19 protein-coding genes, 1 tRNA gene and 1 pseudogene are annotated in these 22,916 nt (G+C 69.1%); 20 read left to right on the forward strand and 1 reads right to left on the reverse strand.

Features of this window, described 5'->3' with window-relative positions; all coding sequences use genetic code 11:
- Positions 1–54: 54 nt before the first annotated feature.
- The 3 genes and pseudogenes from BFN33_RS54910 to BFN33_RS42265 all read left to right on the forward strand — a co-directional run bounded on the left by BFN33_RS54910 (position 55) and on the right by BFN33_RS42265 (position 2,339).
- Positions 55–318: a DUF6083 domain-containing protein gene (locus tag BFN33_RS54910; RefSeq protein WP_256123025.1), complete on the forward strand. Its 264-nt coding sequence runs from the start codon at positions 55–57 to the stop codon at positions 316–318.
- Between the two features lie 1,009 nt (positions 319–1,327).
- A pseudogene (locus BFN33_RS53740) lies at positions 1,328–1,839 on the forward strand (site-specific integrase); the annotation flags it as partial.
- 77 nt (positions 1,840–1,916) lie between these two features.
- Positions 1,917–2,339, forward strand: a complete 423-nt coding sequence (locus tag BFN33_RS42265; protein WP_069765537.1) for a hypothetical protein — start codon at positions 1,917–1,919, stop codon at positions 2,337–2,339.
- A gap of 195 nt (positions 2,340–2,534) precedes the next feature.
- Here BFN33_RS42265 and BFN33_RS42270 read toward each other — a convergent pair.
- Positions 2,535–2,606: transfer RNA gene (locus tag BFN33_RS42270), tRNA-Arg, on the reverse strand.
- Positions 2,607–2,803: 197 nt separating this feature from the next.
- On the opposite strand from BFN33_RS42270, the gene BFN33_RS42275 reads away from it, so the two are divergent.
- From BFN33_RS42275 to BFN33_RS42355, 17 genes are all read left to right on the forward strand, one after another.
- Entirely contained in the window at positions 2,804–3,250 is a 447-nt protein-coding gene (locus tag BFN33_RS42275) for a response regulator (protein WP_069765538.1), read from the forward strand.
- A 160-nt stretch (positions 3,251–3,410) separates the two neighbouring features.
- The gene (gene nrtL / locus BFN33_RS42280; protein WP_069765539.1) at positions 3,411–4,523 is read left to right on the forward strand and encodes an ArgS-related anticodon-binding protein NrtL; all 1,113 of its coding nucleotides are present in this window, start codon (positions 3,411–3,413) and stop codon (positions 4,521–4,523) included.
- 16 nt (positions 4,524–4,539) lie between these two features.
- On the forward strand, positions 4,540–5,931 hold the full coding sequence (lysA, locus tag BFN33_RS42285; RefSeq protein WP_069765540.1) for a diaminopimelate decarboxylase: 1,392 nt from the start codon (positions 4,540–4,542) through the stop codon (positions 5,929–5,931).
- A gap of 183 nt (positions 5,932–6,114) precedes the next feature.
- Positions 6,115–7,407, forward strand: a complete 1,293-nt coding sequence (locus tag BFN33_RS42290) for a homoserine dehydrogenase (RefSeq protein WP_069765541.1) — start codon at positions 6,115–6,117, stop codon at positions 7,405–7,407.
- A 6-nt stretch (positions 7,408–7,413) separates the two neighbouring features.
- The gene (gene thrC, locus BFN33_RS42295; protein WP_069765542.1) at positions 7,414–8,472 is read left to right on the forward strand and encodes a threonine synthase; all 1,059 of its coding nucleotides are present in this window, start codon (positions 7,414–7,416) and stop codon (positions 8,470–8,472) included.
- A gap of 251 nt (positions 8,473–8,723) precedes the next feature.
- A complete protein-coding gene (thrB, locus tag BFN33_RS42300; RefSeq protein WP_069765543.1) occupies positions 8,724–9,653 on the forward strand; it encodes a homoserine kinase in 930 nt (309 codons plus the stop codon).
- A 408-nt stretch (positions 9,654–10,061) separates the two neighbouring features.
- A complete protein-coding gene (rho, locus tag BFN33_RS42305; protein WP_069765544.1) occupies positions 10,062–12,107 on the forward strand; it encodes a transcription termination factor Rho in 2,046 nt (681 codons plus the stop codon).
- Positions 12,108–12,258: 151 nt separating this feature from the next.
- Entirely contained in the window at positions 12,259–14,094 is a 1,836-nt protein-coding gene (locus BFN33_RS42310; RefSeq protein WP_069765545.1) for a trypsin-like serine protease, read from the forward strand.
- A 196-nt stretch (positions 14,095–14,290) separates the two neighbouring features.
- Positions 14,291–15,376 (forward strand): LCP family protein, encoded by a 1,086-nt coding sequence (locus BFN33_RS42315; RefSeq protein ID WP_069765546.1) that lies wholly within the window; start codon positions 14,291–14,293, stop codon positions 15,374–15,376.
- A gap of 150 nt (positions 15,377–15,526) precedes the next feature.
- On the forward strand, positions 15,527–15,745 hold the full coding sequence (rpmE, locus tag BFN33_RS42320; RefSeq protein WP_069765547.1) for a 50S ribosomal protein L31: 219 nt from the start codon (positions 15,527–15,529) through the stop codon (positions 15,743–15,745).
- A gap of 103 nt (positions 15,746–15,848) precedes the next feature.
- Positions 15,849–16,925: a peptide chain release factor 1 gene (gene prfA / locus BFN33_RS42325; RefSeq protein ID WP_069765548.1), complete on the forward strand. Its 1,077-nt coding sequence runs from the start codon at positions 15,849–15,851 to the stop codon at positions 16,923–16,925.
- 49 nt (positions 16,926–16,974) lie between these two features.
- Positions 16,975–17,820 carry a peptide chain release factor N(5)-glutamine methyltransferase gene (prmC, locus tag BFN33_RS42330; RefSeq protein ID WP_069765549.1) on the forward strand — a complete coding sequence of 282 codons (846 nt, stop codon included), beginning with the start codon at positions 16,975–16,977 and terminating at the stop codon, positions 17,818–17,820.
- A 52-nt stretch (positions 17,821–17,872) separates the two neighbouring features.
- Positions 17,873–18,520 carry an L-threonylcarbamoyladenylate synthase gene (locus tag BFN33_RS42335; protein ID WP_069765550.1) on the forward strand — a complete coding sequence of 216 codons (648 nt, stop codon included), beginning with the start codon at positions 17,873–17,875 and terminating at the stop codon, positions 18,518–18,520.
- Entirely contained in the window at positions 18,517–19,188 is a 672-nt protein-coding gene (locus BFN33_RS42340) for a protein-tyrosine-phosphatase (RefSeq protein WP_069765551.1), read from the forward strand. Before BFN33_RS42335 ends, BFN33_RS42340 begins: the two co-directional genes overlap by 4 nt.
- Positions 19,189–19,339: 151 nt before the next feature.
- Positions 19,340–20,581, forward strand: a complete 1,242-nt coding sequence (glyA, locus tag BFN33_RS42345) for a serine hydroxymethyltransferase (RefSeq protein WP_069765552.1) — start codon at positions 19,340–19,342, stop codon at positions 20,579–20,581.
- A gap of 129 nt (positions 20,582–20,710) precedes the next feature.
- The gene (locus BFN33_RS42350) at positions 20,711–22,024 is read left to right on the forward strand and encodes an MraY family glycosyltransferase (protein WP_069765553.1); all 1,314 of its coding nucleotides are present in this window, start codon (positions 20,711–20,713) and stop codon (positions 22,022–22,024) included.
- A 308-nt stretch (positions 22,025–22,332) separates the two neighbouring features.
- Positions 22,333–22,764 (forward strand): hypothetical protein, encoded by a 432-nt coding sequence (locus tag BFN33_RS42355; protein WP_069765554.1) that lies wholly within the window; start codon positions 22,333–22,335, stop codon positions 22,762–22,764.
- Positions 22,765–22,916 lie beyond the last annotated feature (152 nt).

Raw genomic sequence — 22,916 nt, forward strand, 5'->3', positions numbered from 1 at the left:
ACCGACGGTCGACAACTGCGGCTCGACCTTTCCGCGTTGCGCGAGGTGTCAGGAATGGCGGAACCCCGGGCTGTCGACCCTCGCGGTACGGGGGCTTCAAACGAAGGACCGCGCAGGTCGGAGGGTAGGGAGTCACGCTGCGAGTACTGCGGTCTGCCGACCGAGCGCGTGGCGCCGCGGGAGCATGACTTGGTGCTTCTGGAGCCGGGCATGGAGCCGCTGGCCCACACAGTGCCGGCGGAGTACCGGTGGATCGCGCTGTCCGAAGGCCGAGTGACGGTCTACGGCGTCTGCCCGCCAGATCCGTTCCAGGGGTAGGGGTGCCGCATCGAGAACCGCCTTGTCTGCTCGGGGCAACCGCTACCCGATCTCTGGCCTTGGTTGACGAGTCTGCGGACCGAGAACGAGCGCCAAGTGGAGCGCCAGACTGAACTGGAACCACCAGAGACCTGGCCTGAAGTCGGCTGAGCCCCGACACACAGCCGCCGCACATACGCGAAGACCCCGGCCTCAGCGTTTCCGCTGGTGACGGGGTCTTTGGGCACCTGATCCAAGGTGCCCCCGGCAGGATTCGAACCTGCCGGCACGGCTCCGGAGGGCTTTTCGGTCCCGGGCATGCGCAGGTCACGGCCTCCCTGCTGAGCGCTTGTCGGTTGCTTGTCCACGGATGGTCCACGAGGGTCGTGTGTGCGTGACGGACCCCGACAGCAGGACATGGAGCACTAGGCTCTGCGACCTTCGTCCCTTGGGCAGCAGACAGCGGATGGGCGGTTATCTGCGCGTGGGCTACGCCGCTGACGTCGGCTTCCTGAGTTGGGCGACTCGTCGCCAGGCCACCCACAAATTGATCAAGAGCAGAGCGGATCCCGCGATGGGCCAACCTACGGATCCACCGTTGCGGTAGGTCTGAATGCCGAGGGACAGCAGCATCAGACCGAGTGCAGGACCACCCACTACGTCGAGGAAGGCCTTCGCCCACCTCGCGATCTTCTCCACGTTGAACACGGCTTGATCGTGGCAGGGGACCGCCCTCTCTGCCAAGGGCATCACCCCCGCCAGGACCTGTATCTCGTATTCGTGGCCGGAGGAATCTCAATGAACGAGTGCCCTTGCTGGCTCGGACCAGAGCACCTGTTTGGAAGATCGCGTATGCGGATGTCGCCTGAACTGGAGAGACGCCGACTTGGGCATTCCGCGCGTGCTCCCCGATGTCCCGCGGTAGCCCCCGACGCACTTCAGGAACAGGCACGTCGGGGGCACACTGGCGGCTTGGCTAGCTTCAGCGCAGTAAGAGGACTGCAACACCCGCCAGGGCCGTGAGGAGGCAGGCCTCAAGCTTCCGGAAAAGGGATGGGGAACGGCACTGCTGAACAACACTCGTCCCAGCGGTAAGCGGTGGACCGACTCCGGCGAGACGCACGACGACCGGGGACTCAAGAACCGGCCCGTGGAAGAGGTCCGGCCCGTGCCGATCCCGCCTCACCTCGTCGCGATCCTGCGGGACCACATCGATACCTTCGGCGTGGCCGACGACGGACGGCTCTTCACCAACGAACGCGGGGGAGTGGTCGGCTCGTCGACGTACTTCCGGGTGTGGCAGGAAGCTCGCGCGCTGGCGCTCCTGCCGGCCGCTTTCGCCTCCCCGCTCGCCGCCCGTCCGTACGACCTCCGGCACTCGGCGCTGTCTACTTGGCTCAACTCCGGGCCGACGCAACCGAGGTCGCCGAACATGCGGGCAACAGCGTTGAGGTCCTGCTGAGCCGCTACGCCAAGTGCATCGACGGTCGGCAGGAGGTCGCCAACCGCAAGATCGAAGAGCTGTTGCGCGAGTACGAATGATCAAGAGCAGTGCGCTGTCGGCGCCGTCTCCTACTCTGCGGTTACGTTCGAGCAGTTCAGATGGGGAGGGGACGGCGATGGGCGGCAACGCATGGAGCCACACGGGCCCGTATCAGCAGGACCTGGCGGTTGCATTCCGGCAGGCTCAGGAAGAGACCCTGGCAGGGGACAACCATGGCTTCGTGGGTCGATCCGTCGAAGAACTGTGGCGCGACCCGGAGTGGCAGGAGTACATCTTCACTGGCGGCACGTGCACTGTGCTGGACTTCCCCCTCATGATCGGCGCCACGGATACCGACGACGGTCCGTTCATGCGGCCGCTGACTGACGACGAAGTGCGCGCGTGGGCTCCCCAAGGCCGGCCCACATACGAGGAGTGGGACGACGCCCTCGATTCCGAGCGGCTGGCCTTCCCGGGCCGTGCTCAAGGAAACTGCACGGTGCTCTACAGTGACGGCCGACCCGAGCAGATCGGCTACTGGGGCGTCACGGCCGACTAGCGAACGGCACCTCTGCACGGTGCGGCCCCTGGATGCGTCCGGGGGCCTTCGCCGTTCCCGAGGTTGACCAGGGACAACGCCTCAAGATCGTGTCCACGAATAGTCCACGGACCCCGACATACGGCTGCACATACGCGAAGACCCCGGCCTCAGCGTTTCCGCTGGTGACGGGGTCTTTGGGCACCTCATACAGGGTGCCCCCGGCAGGATTCGAACCTGCGCACACGGCTCCGGAGGCCGTTGCTCTATCCCCTGAGCTACGGGGGCGTGTCGGGCGCGGAGTTGGTGGCTCGCGGCGACGGGTAGAACACTACCAGCTCCCTCGGGGTGATCAGGAACGGGTTTCGCGGCGGTGCACCGGGTGTGGGTTCACGGGCGGGGTGGAAGTGGGGAAAACCCGGACGCGGTGGCCGGTCCGCACCTACTCTCGAGTTGTGCCAGGCGCGTCGGGTCGGGTGCTTGTTGTGGACGACAACAAGGTCATCCGGCAGTTGATCAGGGTCAATCTCGAGCTGGAGGGTCTCGAGGTCGTGACCGCGGCCGATGGTGTCGAGTGTCTGGATGTCGTTCATCAGGTGTGTCCCGATGTCGTGACCCTCGATGTGGTCATGCCCCGGCTGGACGGGCTGCGGACCGCCGCGCGGCTGCGTTCCGACCCCCGGACGGCTCACCTTCCCCTCGCCATCGTCAGTGCCTGTACGCAGTACGAGGTCGACAGCGGTCTCGACGTCGGCGTCGACGCCTTCCTCGCCAAGCCCTTCGAGCCCGCCGAACTCGTACAGCTCGTACGGCAGTTGATGGAGCAGAGCGCGCAAGGGCGAGCCCCCGGTTCCGGTGTCGAGGACGGTCGTCTGGTCGGTGGTGTCCTCGGGGGCGGGGAGACCGAGCGGGCCGGTCGCGCCGGCGGCTGATCACAGCGCCTTGGGGCAGCGGTTCCCAGCGACACACACTGACCTCCCCATAAGGCGGACATCCCCTGTCCCCCCGCCCGCGAAAGTCGACCGTCCACATCCCGGACCCCCGCCCAAACCCGCTCGCCCTCCCACCCCCCTCCTCCCATACGCTTGTCCCGTGACCCCCGTCGAGCTCTCCCGTACCGTGCTGCGCGCGGTGCGTCGTGCTGTCGATGACGGGGAGCTGGACGTGGCCGTGCCGGGGCGGACCAGCGTCACGCCCCCCGGGCCCGGTGGCTGTGGTGACTACGCCACCAACGTCGCCCTCCAGCTCGCCCGCCCCGCCGGGCAGCCGCCGCTTCGGGTCGCCGAGATCCTCCGGGAGCGCCTCGTCCGGACGGACGGCATCCGCGACGTCGTCGTCACCGGACCCGGGTTTCTCAACATCAGCCTGCGGGGGACCGAGACGGCCCTGGTACGGGAGATCCTGCTGAGCGGTCACCGGTACGGTCACGCCGACCGGCCCACCGGCCGGCTCGTGCAGCTGCACGCTCCCCACGAGGTCCGCGCCGTCGTCGTCATGGACGCCGTGGCCCGCATCCTCCGCTCCCAGGGCGCCCTCGTCCGCACCAGCTGTGCCGGCAGGCCCGAGCCCGAGTGGGCCGACATCCTCGGCGTCGACGTCGACGCATACGGCACCCCCGACGCCCCCGCCCCCCTCGACGTCAACGTGCGTCCCGTACCGGCGGCCCCCGCCGATCCCACCCCCCTCGGCCGGGACGCCGCCCGCTGGGCGCTTCTTCACCCCGCCCTCCACGACCGGCCCCGCATCACCGCCGACCACCTGGTCCAGCGCGAGAGCAACCCTCTCTTCCGGGTCCGTTACGCCCACGCCCGCACCCGGGCCCTCACCCGCAACGCCGCCGACCTGGGCTTCCACGCCGAGCCCGGGGACCCGGACCTGCACCTACAGGTCCTACCGGGCACAGACGCAGCCGTACCGGAGACCGTCGTACAGGGCACACACGACACGACCGCCCTACGGCACACCCTCGCCGATCACCCCCGCATCCTCCAGGCGGCCGCCGCGCACCACGCCCCCGACCGCCTGGCCCGGCACCTCGTCACCGTCGCCGATGCCGTCCTCCCCTTTCTCGCCGTCGTCCTTCCTCGTGGTGCGGAGAAACCCTCGGCCGCCCACCGTGCCCGGCTCGCGCTCGCCGAAGCCGCCGGGGCGGTGCTGGCCGGTGGCCTGTCCCTGCTCGGCATCGACGCACCCGAACACCTCTAGAGAGCCAGTCAAGAAGATGAGCCGTTCCGCACACCCCGCCGGGCCCCGGCACGCCGACGTCCTTCCCGAGGGTCACTACTCCGCCCCGCCCGCCGATCTCAACACCCTCGACCCCAAGGTCTGGGCCCAGACGGTCGGCCGTGACGAGGACGGCGTCGTCACCGTCGGCGGCATCGACGTCAAGACCCTCGCCGAGGAGCACGGCACCCCCGCCTACGTCGTCGACGAGGCCGACTTCCGGGCCCGGGCGCGTGCGTGGCGCGGTGCCTTCGGGGCCGATGCCGACGTCTTCTACGCCGGAAAGGCGTTCCTCTCCCGGGCCGTCGTGCGCTGGCTGCACGAGGAGGGGCTCAACCTGGACGTCTGCTCCGGCGGCGAGCTCGCCACCGCCCTGTCCGTCGGCATGCCCGCCGACCGCATCGCCTTCCACGGCAACAACAAGTCCGGGGAAGAGATCACCAGGGCCGTCGAGAGCGGCGTCGGACGCATCGTCCTCGACTCCTTCCAGGAGATCGTCCGCGTCGCGCACATCGCCCAGAGCCTGGGGAAGCGCCAAAGGGTCCAGATCCGGATCACTGTCGGCGTCGAGGCCCACACCCACGAGTTCATCGCCACCGCCCACGAGGACCAGAAGTTCGGCATTCCGCTCGCCGGCGGACAGGCCGCCGAGGCCGTACGGCGGGCGCTGCAGCTCGACGGTCTCGAGCTCATCGGGATCCACTCCCACATCGGGTCGCAGATCTTCGACATGTCCGGCTTCGAGGTGGCCGCGCATCGCGTGGTCGGACTGCTCAAGGACGTCCGTGACGAGCACGGTGTCGAGCTTCCGGAGATCGACCTCGGTGGTGGCCTCGGCATCGCCTACACCAGCGACGACGATCCCCGTGAGCCGCACGAGATCGCCAAGGCGCTGACCGAGATCGTCACGAGGGAGTGCGAGGCCGCCAGGCTGCGGACCCCGAGGATCTCCGTCGAGCCCGGGCGCGCCATCGTCGGCCCCACCGCCTTCACGCTCTACGAGGTCGGCACCATCAAGCCCCTCGACGGGCTGCGCACCTACGTCTCCGTCGACGGCGGCATGTCCGACAACATCCGCACCGCGCTGTACGACGCCGAGTACAGCGTCGCCCTCGTGTCCAGGACCAGTGACGCCGGGCCCATGCTCGCCCGCGTCGTCGGCAAGCACTGCGAGAGCGGGGACATCGTGGTCAAGGACGCGTTCCTGCCGGCCGACCTGGCACCGGGTGACCTCATCGCCGTACCGGCGACGGGCGCCTACTGCCGTTCCATGGCGAGCAATTACAACCACGTGCTGCGTCCGCCGGTCGTCTCCGTCCACGAGGGCGCCTCCCGGGTCATCGTCCGCCGTGAGACGGAGGAGGACCTTCTGCGGCTCGACGTCGGATGACGGGAAAAGCGGCGCAGGAAAACGAAGAAGGAAAGCGGCGAAGGAAAGCGGCGAAGGAAGATCTTCGGTCTTCCGCCCCCGGACAAATGAAATAGATGTCTCATAATCCGGACGAGGGGCAGAAACTCCCGTCCGGTGAGTGAGACTGGTCCCACCGTAGACGGTATGAGGAAACGAGGTCGGATGATGCGTACGCGTCCGCTGAAGGTGGCGCTGCTGGGCTGTGGAGTGGTCGGCTCAGAAGTGGCGCGCATCATGACGACGCACGCCGACGACCTCGCCGCCCGGATCGGGGCACCCGTCGAGCTCGCGGGGGTCGCGGTACGGCGGCCCGCCAAGCTCCGTGAGGGCATTCCGCAGGAACTCGTCACCACCGACGCCACCGCCCTCGTCAAACGCGGGGACATCGATGTGGTGGTCGAGGTCATCGGGGGGATCGAGCCCGCGCGTTCCCTCATCACCACCGCCTTCGAGCACGGCGCCTCCGTCGTCTCCGCCAACAAGGCGCTCCTCGCCCAGGACGGCGCCGCCCTCCACGCGGCGGCCGGACAGCACGGCAAGGACCTCTACTACGAGGCCGCCGTCGCCGGTGCCATCCCGCTGATCCGTCCGCTGCGCGAGTCCCTCGCCGGCGACAAGGTGAACCGGGTGCTCGGCATCGTCAACGGAACGACCAACTTCATCCTCGACAAGATGGACTCCACGGGGGCCGGCTATCAGGAGGCCCTCGACGAGGCCACGGCGCTCGGGTACGCGGAAGCCGACCCGACCGCCGACGTCGAGGGGTTCGACGCCGCCGCCAAGGCCGCCATCCTCGCCGGAATCGCCTTCCACACGCGCGTGCGTCTCGACGACGTCTACCGCGAGGGCATGACCGAGGTCACCGCGGCCGACTTCGCCTCCGCGAGGAACATGGGCTGCACCATCAAGCTGCTCGCCATCTGTGAGCGGGCCGAGGACGGGCAGTCCGTCACCGCGCGCGTGCACCCCGCGATGATCCCGCTGAGCCACCCGCTGGCCTCCGTGCGCGGCGCGTACAACGCCGTGTTCGTCGAGTCCGACGCCTCCGGCCAGCTGATGTTCTACGGCCCGGGCGCGGGCGGCGCCCCCACCGCCTCCGCCGTCCTCGGCGACCTCGTCGCCGTCTGCCGCAACCGGCTCAGCGGCACGACCGGACCGGGTGAGTCCGCGTACACCGCCCTGCCCGTCTCGGGCATGGGCGAGGTCGTCACGCGCTACCACATCAGCCTCGATGTGGCGGACAAACCGGGTGTTCTCGCCCAGGTCGCGACCGTGTTCGCCGAGCACGGGGTGTCCATCGATACCGTTCGGCAGCAGGGGAAGGACGGCGAGGCATCCCTCGTCGTCGTCACGCACCGCGCGTCCGACGCCGCCCTGGGCGGGACCGTCGAGGCGTTGCGCAAGCTCGACACCGTGCGGGGTGTCGCCAGCATCATGCGGGTTGAAGGAGAGTAACGAGCAATGACCCACCAGTGGCGCGGAATCATCGAGGAGTACCGGGACCGGCTGCCCGTCTCCGACACCACGCCGGTCGTGACGCTCCGCGAGGGCGGCACGCCCCTCGTGCCCGCGCAGGTGCTCTCCGAGCGCACCGGGTGCGAGGTCCACCTCAAGGTGGAGGGCGCCAACCCCACCGGGTCCTTCAAGGACCGCGGTATGACCATGGCGATCACGCGGGCCAAGGAGGAGGGCGCGAAGGCGGTCATCTGCGCCTCCACCGGCAACACGTCGGCGAGCGCCGCCGCCTACGCCGTACGCGCGGGCATGGTCTCCGCCGTACTCGTTCCGCGCGGGAAGATCGCGCTCGGCAAGATGGGCCAGGCGCTCATCCACGGGGCGAAGATCCTCCAGGTCGACGGAAACTTCGACGACTGCCTCACCCTGGCCCGTGCGCTGAGCGACAACTACCCGGTGGCGCTGGTCAATTCGGTCAACCCGGTGCGCATCGAGGGCCAGAAGACCGCCGCCTTCGAGATCGTCGACATGCTCGGCGACGCGCCCGACATCCACGTCCTCCCGGTCGGCAACGCCGGCAACATCACGGCGTACTGGAAGGGCTACAAGGAGTACGCCGCCGACGGGGTGGCCGCCAAGACGCCCCGGATGTGGGGCTTCCAGGCCTCCGGCAGTGCCCCGATCGTGCGCGGCGAGATCGTCAAGGACCCCTCGACCATCGCCACCGCCATCCGTATCGGCAACCCGGCCTCCTGGCAGTACGCCCTCGCGGCGAAGGAGGAGTCCGGCGGGTTCATCGACGAGGTGACGGACCGTGAGATCCTGCGCGCCTACCGGCTGTTGGCCGCTCAGGAGGGTGTCTTCGTGGAGCCCGCCTCCGCCGCGTCCGTGGCCGGTCTGTTGAAGGCCGCCGAGCAGGGCAAGGTCGACCCGGGCCAGCGGATCGTGTGCACGGTCACCGGCAACGGCCTCAAGGACCCGGACTGGGCCGTCGCGGGCGCCCCGCAGCCGGTCACCGTCCCGGTCGACGCGGCCACGGCGGCCGAGCGCCTCGGGCTCGCCTGAGAAGCCGGTCCGCGTCGTCCGAGCGGGGAATCCCCAGGAGGGGTGCACAGGGGGCTTACGACACGCATCGTGCGCCTCCTGTGCGCCCTATGTCGCCACAGAACCTTCCTTCGATAGGCTGTACCGAACCCGCCCGCTGCATATGCCCTCGCGTACAGCGGGGTGCCGCGTCGTCTCCGCGGTCGGCCGGGTCTTCGTACGTCATCGAATGTCATTCGACAATCACGCAGCTCAAGGAGAGTCATCGAGAGATGGCCGGTCCCGCATTCCGCGCCGCCGCCGTCCGGGTGCGCGTCCCCGCCACCAGCGCCAACCTCGGCCCGGGCTTCGACGCCCTCGGCCTCTCGCTGGGGCTCTACGACGACGTCGTCGTCCGGGTGGCCGACTCAGGGCTGCACATCGACATCGCGGGGGAGGGGAGCGAGACGCTCCCGCGTGACGAAAACCACCTTCTCGTACGCTCCCTGCGCACCGCCTTCGACCTGCTGGGCGGCCAGCCGCGCGGCCTGGAGATCGTCTGCGCCAACCGCATCCCGCACGGCCGGGGCCTCGGCTCGTCCTCGGCCGCCATCTGCGCCGGAATCGTCGCCGCGCGCGCCGTGACCATAGGCGGCGAGGCCCGGCTCGACGACACCGCGCTCCTGGAGCTCGCCACCGAGATCGAGGGCCACCCCGACAACGTGGCCCCGTGTCTGCTGGGCGGCTTCACGGTCGCCTGGATGGAGGCCGGTGCCGCCCGGGCGATCAGGCTGGAGCCCGACGATTCCATCGTTCCGGTGGTTTTCGTGCCCGGAAAGCCCGTCCTGACCGAGACCGCGCGCGGACTGCTCCCGCGCACCGTGCCGCACGTCGACGCCGCCGCCAACGCCGGCCGTGCCGCGCTGCTCGTAGAGGCCCTCACCAGGCGCCCCGAGCTGCTGCTGCCGGCCACCGAGGACCGTCTCCACCAGGAGTACCGCGCTCCGGCCATGCCGGAGAGCGCCGCGCTGGTGGAGCGGCTGCGGGCCGACGGAGTCCCGGCAGTCATCTCAGGTGCAGGGCCCACCGTGCTCGCGCTGGTCGACGCCGACAGCGCCGACAAGGTGGCCCATCTGGCGGGCGGGGGCTGGGCAGCCAACCGGCTGGAGCTCGACGCCCAGGGGGCCTGTGTGCTCCCGCTCGCGGCCGCCAGTGACATGTGAGATCCGGCGTGTGCCGGATTTCGAGAGGGGGAATGTTTGTTGGATCCGGTAGTGTTAATCTCAAGTCTGCACCCGACCCCACCATGGCGAGGTGCTTCACGTCCCCGTCCGGGACAGACATTCTTCCGGGAGCCTCCCAAGCCGCACAGCGTTCCGTACGACGTACATGGGCAGTACCTCGTACGCGAGCACTGAGCGACTTGCCGGGCACGCTCCGGAACCGGTGTGACCAAGCCACGTGACACGGACACTCAGTGCCACGGCTCTCGGAAGCGCCGTCACCACATTCCTCCGCCACTCAGGCGGACCACCGCCCCGGCACGGTCCACAAGGATGGGACCGACGTCGGACAGCACAAACGGTCGCCGAGCCAGACAGGCCGACGTCCGCTCCAGGGAAGGACCCTTCGTGAGCGACACCACCGATCTGATGGGCGCACGTGTCGAGGAGACCGCTGCCGCGCCCTCCACGGACGCCTCCGCGCCTGCCACCGGTGCCGGCTCCCGGCGGCGCCGCGGTACCGGCCTCGACGGCATGGTGCTGGCCGAGCTGCAACAGGTCGCATCCGGCCTCGGCATCAGGGGCACCGCGCGTATGCGCAAGAGCCAGCTGATCGAGGTCATCAAGGAGGCGCAGGCCGGGGGAGGTGCCGCGGCTCCCAAGGTCGCATCGGCCGCCGCCGGGGACGCCACCGAGACCAAGCCGAAGCGCCGCGCCACCTCCAAGGCCCGTACGGGCGATGCCGCCGAGAAGAAGGCGGAGGCGAAGGCCGAGGCCCCCGCCGAGAAGGCCGTGGCCCAGCAGCAGATCGAGATCCCCGGACAGCCGGCCGCCGAGCGCGGGGGGGACGACGCTCCCACCGAGCGCCGTCGTCGCCGTGCCACCGCCGAGGCCGGTGCCCCCGGGGGCAGCCCCGAGACGGTCGTGGCCGAGGCGAAGAGCGAGCCCAAGGCCGAGACGCCGGCGCAGCAGCCGCAGGGCGACGCCGGTGACGGCGAAGGCCGTGGCCGCCGCGACCGCCGTGAGCGCGACCGCGGCCGTGACCGCGGGGAGCGTGGCGACCGCGGAGACCGCGGGGACCGCCGCAAGAGCGACGACCAGCAGGGCCAGGGCGGTCAGCGCCAGCAGCAGAACCAGCAGCAGGGCGGCGGCCGTCCCGACCGCCAGGACCGTCAGCAGCGTGACAACGGTCCGCAGGACGACGACGACTTCGACGGCGGCCGCCGCGGCCGTCGGGGCCGTTACCGGGACCGTCGTGGCCGTCGTGGCCGTGACGAGATCGGTGGCGCGGGCGAGCCGCAGATCAACGAGGACGACGTCCTGATCCCGGTCGCGGGCATCCTGGACATCCTCGACAACTACGCCTTCATCCGTACGTCGGGCTACCTGCCGGGCCCCAACGACGTGTACGTCTCCCTCGCCCAGGTCCGCAAGAACGGCCTGCGCAAGGGCGACCACGTCACCGGTGCGGTGCGTCAGCCCAAGGAAGGCGAGCGCCGCGAGAAGTTCAACGCGCTGGTGCGGCTCGACTCCGTCAACGGCATGGCGCCCGAACACGGCCGTGGCCGCCCGGAGTTCAACAAGCTGACGCCGCTGTACCCGCAGGACCGCCTGCGTCTGGAGACGGACCCCGGCATCCTCACCACCCGCATCATCGACCTCGTCGCGCCGATCGGTAAGGGCCAGCGCGGTCTGATCGTGGCCCCGCCGAAGACCGGCAAGACCATGATCATGCAGGCGATCGCCAACGCGATCACGCACAACAACCCCGAGTGCCACCTGATGGTCGTCCTGGTCGACGAGCGTCCGGAAGAGGTCACCGACATGCAGCGGTCGGTCAAGGGCGAGGTCATCTCCTCGACCTTCGACCGCCCGGCCGAGGACCACACCACGGTCGCCGAGCTCGCCATCGAGCGTGCCAAGCGTCTGGTGGAGCTGGGCCACGACGTGGTCGTGCTGCTCGACTCCATCACGCGTCTGGGCCGTGCGTACAACCTCGCCGCGCCCGCCTCCGGCCGCATCCTGTCCGGTGGTGTCGACTCGACCGCCCTGTACCCGCCGAAGCGCTTCTTCGGTGCGGCCCGCAACATCGAGGACGGCGGCTCGCTGACCATCCTCGCCACCGCGCTGGTGGACACCGGGTCCCGCATGGACGAGGTCATCTTCGAGGAGTTCAAGGGCACCGGCAACGCCGAGCTCAAGCTCGACCGGAAGCTCGCCGACAAGCGGATCTTCCCGGCGGTGGACGTCGACGCGTCCGGTACCCGTAAGGAAGAGATCCTGCTCGCTCCCGACGAGCTCGGGATCGTATGGAAGCTGCGCCGGGTGCTGCACGCCCTCGACCAGCAGCAGGCGGTCGAGCTGCTTCTCGACAAGATGAAGCAGACGAAGTCGAACGCCGAGTTCCTGATGCAGATCCAGAAGACGACGCCGACGCCGGGCAACGGCGACTGACGTCAAGCGTTCGGAATGAGGGCCGCCCCCTGCTGTCAGGGGGCGGCCCTCCGCGTTGTCAGTGGGTCGCTGTACGATCGCGCTCTTCGGACTCGCATTCGACATTCGTCCGAACTTCTGATCCCGAGGGGGGACTTCAGTGGGTACGCCCATGCCTGGAGCCGGTCGGCACAGACGCCGGATACGTTTCGCCCTGCCCGTCGCCGCGGCCGGCATCGCCGCCGCCGTGACCGCCGCGGTGCTGACGACGTCCGCCGGCGCGGCCACCGCGCTGCCGACACCGACCGCGAAGCCCGTCGTCAGCCAGCCGTCGCTCGCCACGCTGAAGAAGCGCATCGTGGGCGCCGAGGCCGGCGACGACATCGCAGGCCAGACGACCAAGAAGTCGTCCCGCAGCGCGAGCACCACCGCCACGACCGCCGGCCCGAAGATCATCGGCGGTACGACGACCACCATCAGCAGCGCGCCGTACATGACGCAGCTCTGGTACTACGACGACAAGGGCACCACCGACGAGAGCGACGACCTCGGCTTCTTCTGCGGCGGTTCGGTCGTCTCGCCGACGAAGATCCTGACCGCTTCGCACTGCGTCAAGGGCTACAACTGGGCCAAGTACGGCGTCGTCGTCACCAGCGCCACCGTGCTGCCGACCACCGACGCCGACAACAACACCGACCTGCACGGCGGCCAGGCCACCGCCGTCCTGCGCCAGTGGAACCACCCGTCGTACAACGCGACCACGATCGACAACGACGTGGCGGTCCTCACCCTGGCGGCCCCCGTCAAGGCGACCCCGATCCGCCTGACGACGAACACCGACACGACCTCGTACACGGGCACGGCCGCCAAGACCGCCAAGGTCTACGGCTGGGGCCGCACCAGCTCCACCACGCAGGACATCTCCGAGACGCTGAAGACGGCCTCGCTGCCGATCCAGTCGGACGCCACCTGCGCGGGCGCCTACGGCAGCATGTACATCAAGGGCCACAACGTCTGCGCGGGCGAGCCCGCCACCGGCAGCGACACCGGTACGACGGCCATCTGCAACGGCGACTCCGGCGGCCCGCTGGTCGTCGCCGGCCGGATCGTCGGTGTCGTCTCCTGGAGCGCCGACGACGGCGTGCCCGGCCACGACTGTGTCGTCGAGGGCTCCTACGGCGTCTTCGCCAAGGTCAGCGCGTACGTCGGCGCGGCCTACACGCAGATCGACGACGGCAACCTCAGCTACACCGACGGCAAGGCCGACATCTACGCCCGCAAGTCCTCCACCAAGGTGGGCTACGAGCTGGACTCCAAGGGCACCTCGCTGGCCACCCGCCAGTCCCTGGGCGACTGGAGCGGCGTCAACCTGGTCCGGTCCGCCGACCTGAACCGGGACGGCTTCCAGGACTGGGTCTACCGGACCACCGCCGGCGCGGTCTACTGGGATCACTTCGTGCTCAACAGCGCGCGTGACGACGGCAGTTGGGTCAGCACGAAGATCTTCACCAACTGGAAGACCCGCACCCGGATCATCGCCCCCGGCGATGTCACCGGCGACTACCTGCCCGACCTGATCTCGGTCGACAGCTCCGGTGTCCTGTGGATCTACCCGGGCAAGGGCAACGGCACCTTCAGCTCGCCGTCGCGGGTCGGCGGGGGCTGGAGCCAGTACAACGCGCTGGTCGGCCACGGCGACTTCAACGGTGACGGCAAGGCCGACCTGATCGCCCGCAACAAGAGCACCGGCGCCGTCTACCTGTACAAGGGCGCGGGCAAGTCCGGCACGGGCGCCTTCGCGGCCCGAGTCAAGGTGCGCAGCTGGCCCAGCTACAACGCGTTCGACGCGGTCGGCGACTTCACCGGCGACGGCAAGGCGGACCTCCTGATCCGCAACGCCAGCGGCTCGCTCTACGTCTACCCGGGCACCGGGAAGGCCACCAGCGAGATCTTCGGCACAGCGAAGTCACTGGGCACCGGTTTCCAGCAGTACGACATCTTCGGGTGAAACAGCAGGTGAGCGCGGCCTGACCCACTCACGCGACTACGCAGAGTGCTCATCGCCGTACGCGATGGGCACTCTGCGTTGTGCAACCCTTTGTCGAGTTTCGCCGTCTGACCAGGCGGAGCGAAGATGGAGCGGTACTGACCGCGCCTGACCCTGAAAACAGGGGGTAACCGACCGGACGAGATTCGAGGAGCGCATGTCAGTCGAGGGCAGTGGCAAGGGACGTCGTCGCAAACCCCGCAGCAAGGGGCGAAAGGGCCTGTTGATCACGGCCTGGGTCGCCGCGGGGATCGTCGTGCTGGGCGGTACCGGGGCGGGTTACCTGTACTTCAAGCTCAACGGCAACATCAAGAGCGTCGACATCGACCAGGTCCTCGGCAGTGACAGGCCCACGAAGGCCGACAACGGCTCCGAGAACATCCTCGTCCTGGGCTCGGACACCCGCTCCGGCTCCAACAAGAAGCTCGGCGGCGGCACCGACGACGGCAGTGCCCGCTCCGACACCGCGATGATCATCCACGTGTACGAGGGCCACAAGAAGGCCACCGTGGTCTCCATACCGCGCGACACCCTGATCGACCGCCCGCAGTGCACCGACACCGACGGCAAGGAGCACGACGCCGCCTCGGACGTCATGTTCAACTCCGCGTACACGACCGGTGGCGCGCCCTGTGCCGTCAAGACCGTCGAGTCCATGACCGACATCCGCATGGACCACTACCTGGAGGTCGACTTCAGCGGCTTCGAGAAGCTGGTCGACGAACTCGGCGGGGTCACGGTCACCACGACCAAGAACATCAAGGACACCGACAGCCACCTGGACCTCAAGGCCGGCACGCACGAACTCACCGGCGCCCAGGCCCTCGGTCTCGTCCGCACCCGGCACGGCGTCGGCGACGGTTCCGACCTCGGCCGTATCCAGCTCCAGCAGGCCTTCATCAAGGCGCTGGTCAAGCAGGTCAAGAGCGTCGGCGTGCTGACCAGCCCCAAGAAGCTGTACGACCTCGCGAACACCGCCACCAAGGCCGTCACCACCGACTCCGACCTCGGCTCGGTCAACTCCCTGGTCTCCTTCGCGAGCGGCCTCCAGCACATCAGCCCGTCGGGCATGACCATGGTCACGATGCCGGTCCGCTACGACCCGGCGAACCCGAACCGCGTGATCGTGCAGGAGACCAAGGCCAAGCAGATCTGGACGGCCCTGGAGAACGACCGGACGATCCCGAAGTCGGCCACCGAAGGCACCGCGACGGGCCAGGCCAAGGGCGTCGTCACGTCGTAGGACACCGCTTGCCGAGCGCTGGGAATAGATCGCGGGGCCCCCTCGTTTTGGGGGATGCGGCCAGTGCTGGCAGACTGGTACGTCGGTCCCGGTTCACGCCCCCGCAATCCGCGATGGCGACCCGGCGCCCTCCCGAAACTAGGAGACACCTTGAAGCGCGACATCCACCCCGAGTACGTCGAGACGCAGGTCAGCTGCACCTGTGGCGCGTCGTTCACCACCCGTAGCACGATCCAGAGCGGCACCGTCCGTGCCGAGGTCTGCTCCGAGTGCCACCCGTTCTACACGGGCAAGCAGAAGATCCTCGACACCGGTGGCCGTGTGGCCCGCTTCGAGGCCCGCTTCGGCAAGGCTGCTGCCAAGAAGTAGCGAGCCACCAGCGCCGGTCCACGCCGCACTCCTCGGAGTGCGCCGGGACCGGCGTTTTTGGTCGCCCGCCTTCCCCCTTCATCCGCAGTACAGGAGCCCTGAGATGTTCGAGGCCGTCGAGGAACTCGTCGGTGAGCACGCCGACCTGGAGACGAAGCTCGCCGACCCGTCGGTCCACTCCGACCAGGCCAACGCGCGCAAGCTGAACAAGCGCTACGCCGAGCTCACCCCGATCGTCGCCACGTACCGCTCCTGGAAGCAGACCGGCGACGACATCGAGACCGCGCGCGAACTGGGCGCCGACGACCCGGAGTTCGCCGCCGAGGTCAAGGAGCTGGAGAAGGCCCGCGACGGGCTGACGGAGAAGCTGCGGCTTCTCCTCGTCCCGCGCGACCCCAGCGACGACAAGGACGTCATCCTCGAGATCAAGGCCGGCGCGGGCGGCGACGAGTCCGCGCTGTTCGCCGGCGACCTGCTGCGCATGTACCTGCGCTACGCCGAGCGCGTCGGCTGGAAGACCGAGATCATCGACGCCACCGAGTCCGAGCTGGGCGGCTACAAGGACGTCCAGGTCGCCGTGAAGACCAAGGGCGGAAACGGCGCCACCGAGCCCGGGCAGGGCGTCTGGGCCCGGATGAAGTACGAGGGCGGCGTGCACCGCGTGCAGCGCGTCCCGGCGACCGAGTCCCAGGGCCGTATCCACACCTCCGCGGCCGGCGTGCTGGTCACCCCCGAGGCGGAGGAGGTCGACGTGGAGATCAACCCCAACGACCTCCGCATCGACGTCTACCGCTCCTCGGGACCCGGCGGGCAGTCCGTCAACACGACCGACTCCGCCGTGCGCATCACGCACATTCCCACCGGAGTCGTCGCCTCCTGCCAGAACGAGAAGAGCCAACTGCAGAACAAGGAGCAGGCCTTGCGTATCCTGCGCTCCAGGCTGCTCGCGGCGGCGCAGGAGGAGGCGGAGCGCAATGCCGCCGACGCCCGGCGCAGCCAGGTCCGCACCGTCGACCGCTCCGAGAAGATCCGTACGTACAACTTCCCGGAGAACCGCATCTCGGACCACCGTGTCGGCTTCAAGTCGTACAACCTGGACCAGGTCCTGGACGGCGACCTCGACGCGGTGATCCAGGCCTGCGTCGACGCGGACTCGGCGGCGAAGCTGGCGGCCGCGTAAAGAGGTACCTACGCACGACCGAGTACCGAGTACGACACGGAGGACTTGCGTGAACCTGCTGCTCGCAGAGGTGGCCCAGGCCACCCAGCGGCTGGCCGACGCCGGCGTGCCCTCGCCGCGCAACGACGCGGAGGAGCTCGCCGCGTTCGTGCACGGCGTGAAGCGGGGCGAGCTGCACTCCGTGAAGGACGCGGACTTCGACGCCCGCTACTGGGAGACCATCGCGCGCCGTGAGCAGCGTGAGCCGCTCCAGCACATCACCGGGCTCGCCTACTTCCGGTACCTCGAACTCCAGGTGGGGCCCGGTGTGTTCGTGCCGCGGCCGGAGACCGAGTCCGTGGTCGGCTGGGCCATAGACGCCGTCCGCGCGATGGATGTCGTCGAGCCGTGCATCGTCGACCTGTGCACCGGCTCCGGCGCCATCGCGCTCGCCCTGGCCCAGGAGGTCCCGCGCTCGCGCGTGCACGCCGTGGAGCTGTCCGAGGAAGCCCTGCGGTGGACCCGTAAGAACGTCGAGGGGTCGCGGGTCGACCTGCGGCAGGGCAACGCCCTGGACGCCTTCCCCGACCTCGACGGCCATGTCGACCTGGTCATCTCCAACCCGCCCTACATCCCGCTCACCGAGTGGGAGTACGTCGCTCCCGAGGCGCGGGACTACGATCCCGAACTCGCCCTGTTCTCGGGGGAGGACGGCCTCGACCTCATCCGCGGTCTGGAACGGACCGCACACCGGCTCCTGCGCCCGGGCGGTGTCGTCGTCATCGAGCACGCCGACACCCAGGGCGGCCAGGTGCCGTGGATCTTCACAGAGGAGCGGGGCTGGGCCGACGCGGCCGACCACCCCGACCTCAACAAGCGCCCCAGGTTCGCGACGGCCCGCAGGGCGATGCCGTGAGCCGCACTCCCAAGACTTCAGAGCAGTACGTGTACGAGGAGGCCCGCTAGATATGGCACGGCGATACGACACCAACGACGCGACCGACCGCACGACCGGTCTGCGCGAAGCCGCGTCCGCCGTCCGCCGTGGCGAGCTCGTGGTCCTCCCGACCGACACGGTGTACGGCATCGGCGCCGACGCGTTCTCCTCCGAGGCCGTCTCCGACCTCCTGGAGGCCAAGGGCCGGGGCCGCAACATGCCGACCCCCGTGCTGATCGGCTCCCCGAACACCCTCCACGGTCTCGTCACCGACTTCTCCGAGCTGGCCTGGGAGCTCGTCGACGCCTTCTGGCCGGGCGCGCTCACCCTCGTCGCCAAGCACCAGCCGTCCCTGCAGTGGGACCTGGGTGACACCAGGGGCACGGTGGCCGTCCGTATGCCGCTGCACCCGGTCGCCATCGAGCTGCTGACCGAGGTCGGCCCCATGGCGGTCTCCTCCGCCAACCTGACGGGCCACCCGGCGCCGGAGGACTGTGACGCGGCCCAGGAGATGCTCGGCGACTCGGTCTCCGTGTACCTCGACGGCGGCCCGACCCCCGGCAACGTCCCCTCCTCGATCGTCGACGTCACCCGCGAGGTGCCCCTGCTGCTGCGCGCGGGCGCGATCTCCGCGGACGAGCTCAGGAAGGTCGTACCCGACCTCGAGGTGGCGAATTGACGGCCCCTGACGCGGGGCGTGGCATATGGGACGGGGAAGAGACGCGGACCTTCACGGGGCTCCCGCGTGACAGCTTCCGCATCCTCCACGTCAGCACCGGCAACGTGTGCCGCTCGCCGATCACCGAGCGGCTGACCCGGCATGCCCTGGCGGACCGGCTCGGCGACCCGCTGTGGGGCGGGGTCGTTGTGGAGAGCGCGGGGACCTGGGGCCACGAGGGCGCGCCCATGGAGGCCAACGCGGAGACCGTGCTTGCCGAGTTCGGCGCGGACCCCTCCGGCTTCATGGGCCGGGAACTGCTGGACGAACACGTGATCATGGCGGACCTGGTCCTGACCGCGACCCGCGACCACCGTCAGCAGGTGATCTCGATGGGCCACTCGGCGGGCCTGCGCACCTTCACGCTGAAGGAGTTCACCCGTCTGGTGAAGGCGATAGACCCGGCGACCCTGCCGCCCCTCGAGGAGGGCCTGGTGATCCGCGCACGCGCCCTGGTCCGCGCGGCGGCGGCTCTACGCGGGTGGCTCCTGGCCCCGACCGCCGAGGCCGACGAGGTCTTCGACCCGTACGGAGCCCCACTGCCCTTCTTCCGCTCGATCGGGGACGAGATAAACGAGGCGCTGGATCCGGTGGTGACGGCGCTGACCGGGGTTCCTGCGCGCGCGTGACGCAGGGCGCGTTGGGGATGGGGCTGAACGAGGCGCTGGAGCCTGTCGTCACCGTGCTCACGGGTGTACCCGCAAGGGCGTAACGACCGGGCACCGCACAGGCACCGGGCCTACATTGGACGTACGTCATCGTCGACGCCCGGAGTCCACCATGTCGGTCACCCATGCGCCCCAGACCGCCGACGTCCTCACGCGGCAGGATCCCGAGCTGGCCGAGATCCTGCTCGGGGAGCTCCACCGGCAGTCGTCGACGCTTCAGCTCATCGCCGCCGAGAACTTCTGCTCCCCGGCCGTACTGGCCGCGCTGGGCTCCCCGCTGGCCAACAAGTACGCCGAGGGCTACCCGGGCGCCCGGCACCACGGCGGCTGCGAGATCGTCGACGTCGCCGAGCGGCTCGCCGTGGAGCGGGCGAAGGCCCTGTTCGGCGCCGAGCACGCCAACGTGCAGTCCCACTCCGGCTCTTCGGCGGTCCTGGCCGCCTACGCCGCCCTCCTGCGCCCCGGCGACACCGTCCTCGCCCTCGGCCTGCCCTACGGCGGCCACCTCACCCATGGCTCGCCCGCCAACTTCTCCGGCCGCTGGTTCGACTTCGTCCCCTACGGCGTCGACGCCGAGACCGGGCTCATCGACCACTACCAGGTCCGGACACTGGCCCGCACCCACCGGCCCAAGGCGATCGTGTGCGGCTCCATCGCCTATCCCCGGCACATCGACTACGCCTTCTTCCGCGAGGTCGCCGACGAGGTGGGCGCGTATCTGATCGCCGACGCCGCCCACCCCATCGGGCTCGTCGCCGGGGGAGCGGCGCCCAGTCCGGTGCCGTACGCCGACGTCGTCTGCGCCACCACGCACAAGGTGCTGCGCGGCCCCCGCGGCGGAATGATCCTCTGCGGTGGTGAACTGGCCGAGCGGGTCGACCGGGCCGTCTTCCCGTTCACGCAGGGCGGCGCGCAGATGCACACCATCGCCGCCAAGGCGGTCGCGTTCGGCGAGGCGGCGACACCGTCGTTCGCCGCGTACGCCCGTCAGGTGGTGGCCAATGCGAGGGTCCTCGCGGCCGCGCTGGTCGACGAGGGGCTCGTCGTCACCACCGGGGGGACCGACACCCACCTCGTGACGGCCGATCCGGCGCCCCTCGGCGTCGACGGACGCGCGGCGAGGGGACGGCTCGCGGCCGCCGGCCTGGTGCTCGACTGCTGTGCGCTGCCTCACGCGGACACCCGCGGACTGCGCCTCGGCACGGCCGCCGTCACCACCCAGGGCATGGCCGAGAAGGAGATGGAGAAGGTCGCCGCCCTGCTCGCGGGGGTTGTGCGCGGCGAGGTCGAGAGCGTCAGGGCACGTGAAGAAGTGCGGGATCTGGTCGGCGGATTTCCGCCGTATCCGGCCTGAGCGAGGGTATCCGCACCTGTGGGCACAGCCGCACGTGCAACCATCGGCTCTACCCGGAAGTCCCCAACCATATGCGTGCGTCGCTAGGGTGTGGGGCTGAGATGGCCAGCGAGACCTGTGGGGAAGCCTGTGCGTGAATACCTGCTGACGCTCTGCATCACGGCCGCGGTGACGTATCTGCTGACAGGGCCGGTACGGAAGTTCGCGATCGTGGCCGGAGCGATGCCGGAGATCAGGGCCCGTGACGTGCACCGGGAACCGACTCCGCGGCTCGGCGGTATCGCCATGTTCTTCGGACTGTGCGCGGGCCTGCTGGTCGCCGACCACCTGACCAACCTCAGCGAGGTCTTCGAGAAGTCGAACGAACCGCGCGCCCTGCTCTCCGGAGCGGCCCTGATCTGGCTGATCGGTGTCCTGGACGACAAGTTCGAGATCGACGCCCTGATCAAGCTGGGCGGCCAGATGATCGCCGCGGGCGTGATGGTCATGCAGGGTCTGACGATCCTGTGGCTGCCCATCCCCAGTGTCGGCTCGGTGGCGCTGACCCAGTGGCAGGGCACCCTGCTGACGGTCGCGCTCGTCGTCATCACCATCAACGCGGTGAACTTCGTCGACGGCCTCGACGGTCTCGCGGCCGGCATGGTCTGCATCGCGGCGGCGGCGTTCTTCCTGTACGCCTACCGGATCTGGTACTCGTACGGCATCGAGGCGGCCGCACCGGCGACGCTGTTCTCGGCGATCCTGATGGGCATGTGCCTGGGCTTCCTGCCGCACAACATGCACCCCGCGAGAATCTTCATGGGCGACTCCGGCTCGATGCTCATCGGACTGGTGCTGGCCGCGGGCGCGATCTCCATCACCGGGCAGATCGACCCGGACGCGCTGAAGCTGTTCGCCGGGTCCGAGAAGGCGGCCGTGCACCAGACGGTCCCTGTCTACATTCCGCTGCTGCTGCCGCTGAGCATCATCGCGGTGCCGGCCGCCGACCTGATCTCGGCCATCGTGCGCCGCACCTGGCGCGGCCAGTCGCCGTTCGCCGCCGACCGAGGGCACCTGCACCACCGGCTCCTGGAGATCGGGCACTCGCACAGCCGCGCGGTGTGGATCATGTACTTCTGGTCGGCGCTGATCGCGTTCGGCTCGCTCGCCTACTCGGTGAACTCCGCGTCCATGTGGATCGTGCTCGGCGTCGTGTTCCTCAGCACGATCGGTCTCGTGCTGCTCCTGCTGCCGCGCTTCACCCCGCGCGTGCCGATGTGGGCCCAGGCCGTCGTGCCGCCGCGCTACCGCCGTCGGCGTCCCGTGGTCGTGGACTCCGTGGAGTCCGTGGAGGTGGAACAGCGCACTCCGGTCGCCGTCGGGGTGGCGGGTGTCAACGGTGCGACCGCGCTGAGGGCTCGGTCGCACGCTCCGGAGAGGCGTAAGGCCGAGACCTCGCGCTGACGCGCAAGGTAAGAATCTGACTAAAGCATTGCCAACGCGTGGGAGTTCTACGGGGCGACAAACTGCCCTTATATCAGACAAGTCGGCCACGTTTCCGCACAGACGCGCAGGTTCACTCTCATGTGTGACAGCGAGCACACCTTCTAGGTAAAGACCGCATCAAATAGTTTGTGATACGGTTCACGAGAACCCAGGGCGGAGCCGAAGGACCGTTAGTGCGACGGTCCACCGGCGTGAGGGTCACCCTCAGCCCGGGACTACGCTCGTCCATGACGACACACCCCCCCTTTGAAAGCGGAGTTGCCGCCATGCCGTCCAACGACGTCCGGATCCTGGCTCAGGCCGCCGTGCCCACGGCTGCCGTCGGCGCTGTTGCCGCCGTCGTCAGTGGTGTGGTCGCCGGTGGCAAGGGTGCGATCGGGGCGGGGGTGGCGACGCTGATCGTGATCCTCTTCATGGGCATCGGTCTCTACGTCCTGCAGCGCACTGCCAAATCGCTTCCGCACCTGTTCCAGGCAATGGGCCTGATGCTCTACACGACTCAGATCCTGCTGCTGTTCGTCTTCGTCGCGGTGTTCAAGAACACCACGCTGTTCAACCCCAAGGCTTTCGCTCTCACGCTCGTCGTCGGCACCCTCACCTGGATCGCCGCACAGGCCCGCGCCCACATGAAGTCCAAGATCCTCTACGTCGAACCCGATTCGGGCACCAAGCCCGAAAAAACGGGGCACTCGTCGTGAGAGGTAGGGCCGGGATAAATGCGACTGAGAGACCCTGCTATCGTCCGGTGCCAACTGCGGCATCGCGGGCGCGGGCATCCGAGCTGACGCCTGCTCGAACGCGAGGCTCGATGCCCCCCGGCCGCCCCCACATCCGTTACACCAGTCCAGTG

Source organism: Streptomyces sp. LUP47B, assembly GCF_001746295.1.
GTDB lineage: Bacteria > Actinomycetota > Actinomycetes > Streptomycetales > Streptomycetaceae > Streptomyces.

Coding starts and splice junctions, on each gene's coding strand:
- BFN33_RS54910 (WP_256123025.1), top strand. CDS start 55: ATGGCGGAACCCCGGGCTGTCGACCCTCGCGGTACGGGGGCTTCAAAC.
- BFN33_RS42265 (WP_069765537.1), top strand. CDS start 1,917: ATGGGCGGCAACGCATGGAGCCACACGGGCCCGTATCAGCAGGACCTG.
- lysA (WP_069765540.1), top strand. CDS start 4,540: ATGAGCCGTTCCGCACACCCCGCCGGGCCCCGGCACGCCGACGTCCTT.
- BFN33_RS42290 (WP_069765541.1), top strand. CDS start 6,115: ATGATGCGTACGCGTCCGCTGAAGGTGGCGCTGCTGGGCTGTGGAGTG.
- thrC (WP_069765542.1), top strand. CDS start 7,414: ATGACCCACCAGTGGCGCGGAATCATCGAGGAGTACCGGGACCGGCTG.
- thrB (WP_069765543.1), top strand. CDS start 8,724: ATGGCCGGTCCCGCATTCCGCGCCGCCGCCGTCCGGGTGCGCGTCCCC.
- BFN33_RS42310 (WP_069765545.1), top strand. CDS start 12,259: ATGCCTGGAGCCGGTCGGCACAGACGCCGGATACGTTTCGCCCTGCCC.
- BFN33_RS42315 (WP_069765546.1), top strand. CDS start 14,291: ATGTCAGTCGAGGGCAGTGGCAAGGGACGTCGTCGCAAACCCCGCAGC.
- prfA (WP_069765548.1), top strand. CDS start 15,849: ATGTTCGAGGCCGTCGAGGAACTCGTCGGTGAGCACGCCGACCTGGAG.
- BFN33_RS42335 (WP_069765550.1), top strand. CDS start 17,873: ATGGCACGGCGATACGACACCAACGACGCGACCGACCGCACGACCGGT.
- glyA (WP_069765552.1), top strand. CDS start 19,340: ATGTCGGTCACCCATGCGCCCCAGACCGCCGACGTCCTCACGCGGCAG.
- BFN33_RS42355 (WP_069765554.1), top strand. CDS start 22,333: ATGCCGTCCAACGACGTCCGGATCCTGGCTCAGGCCGCCGTGCCCACG.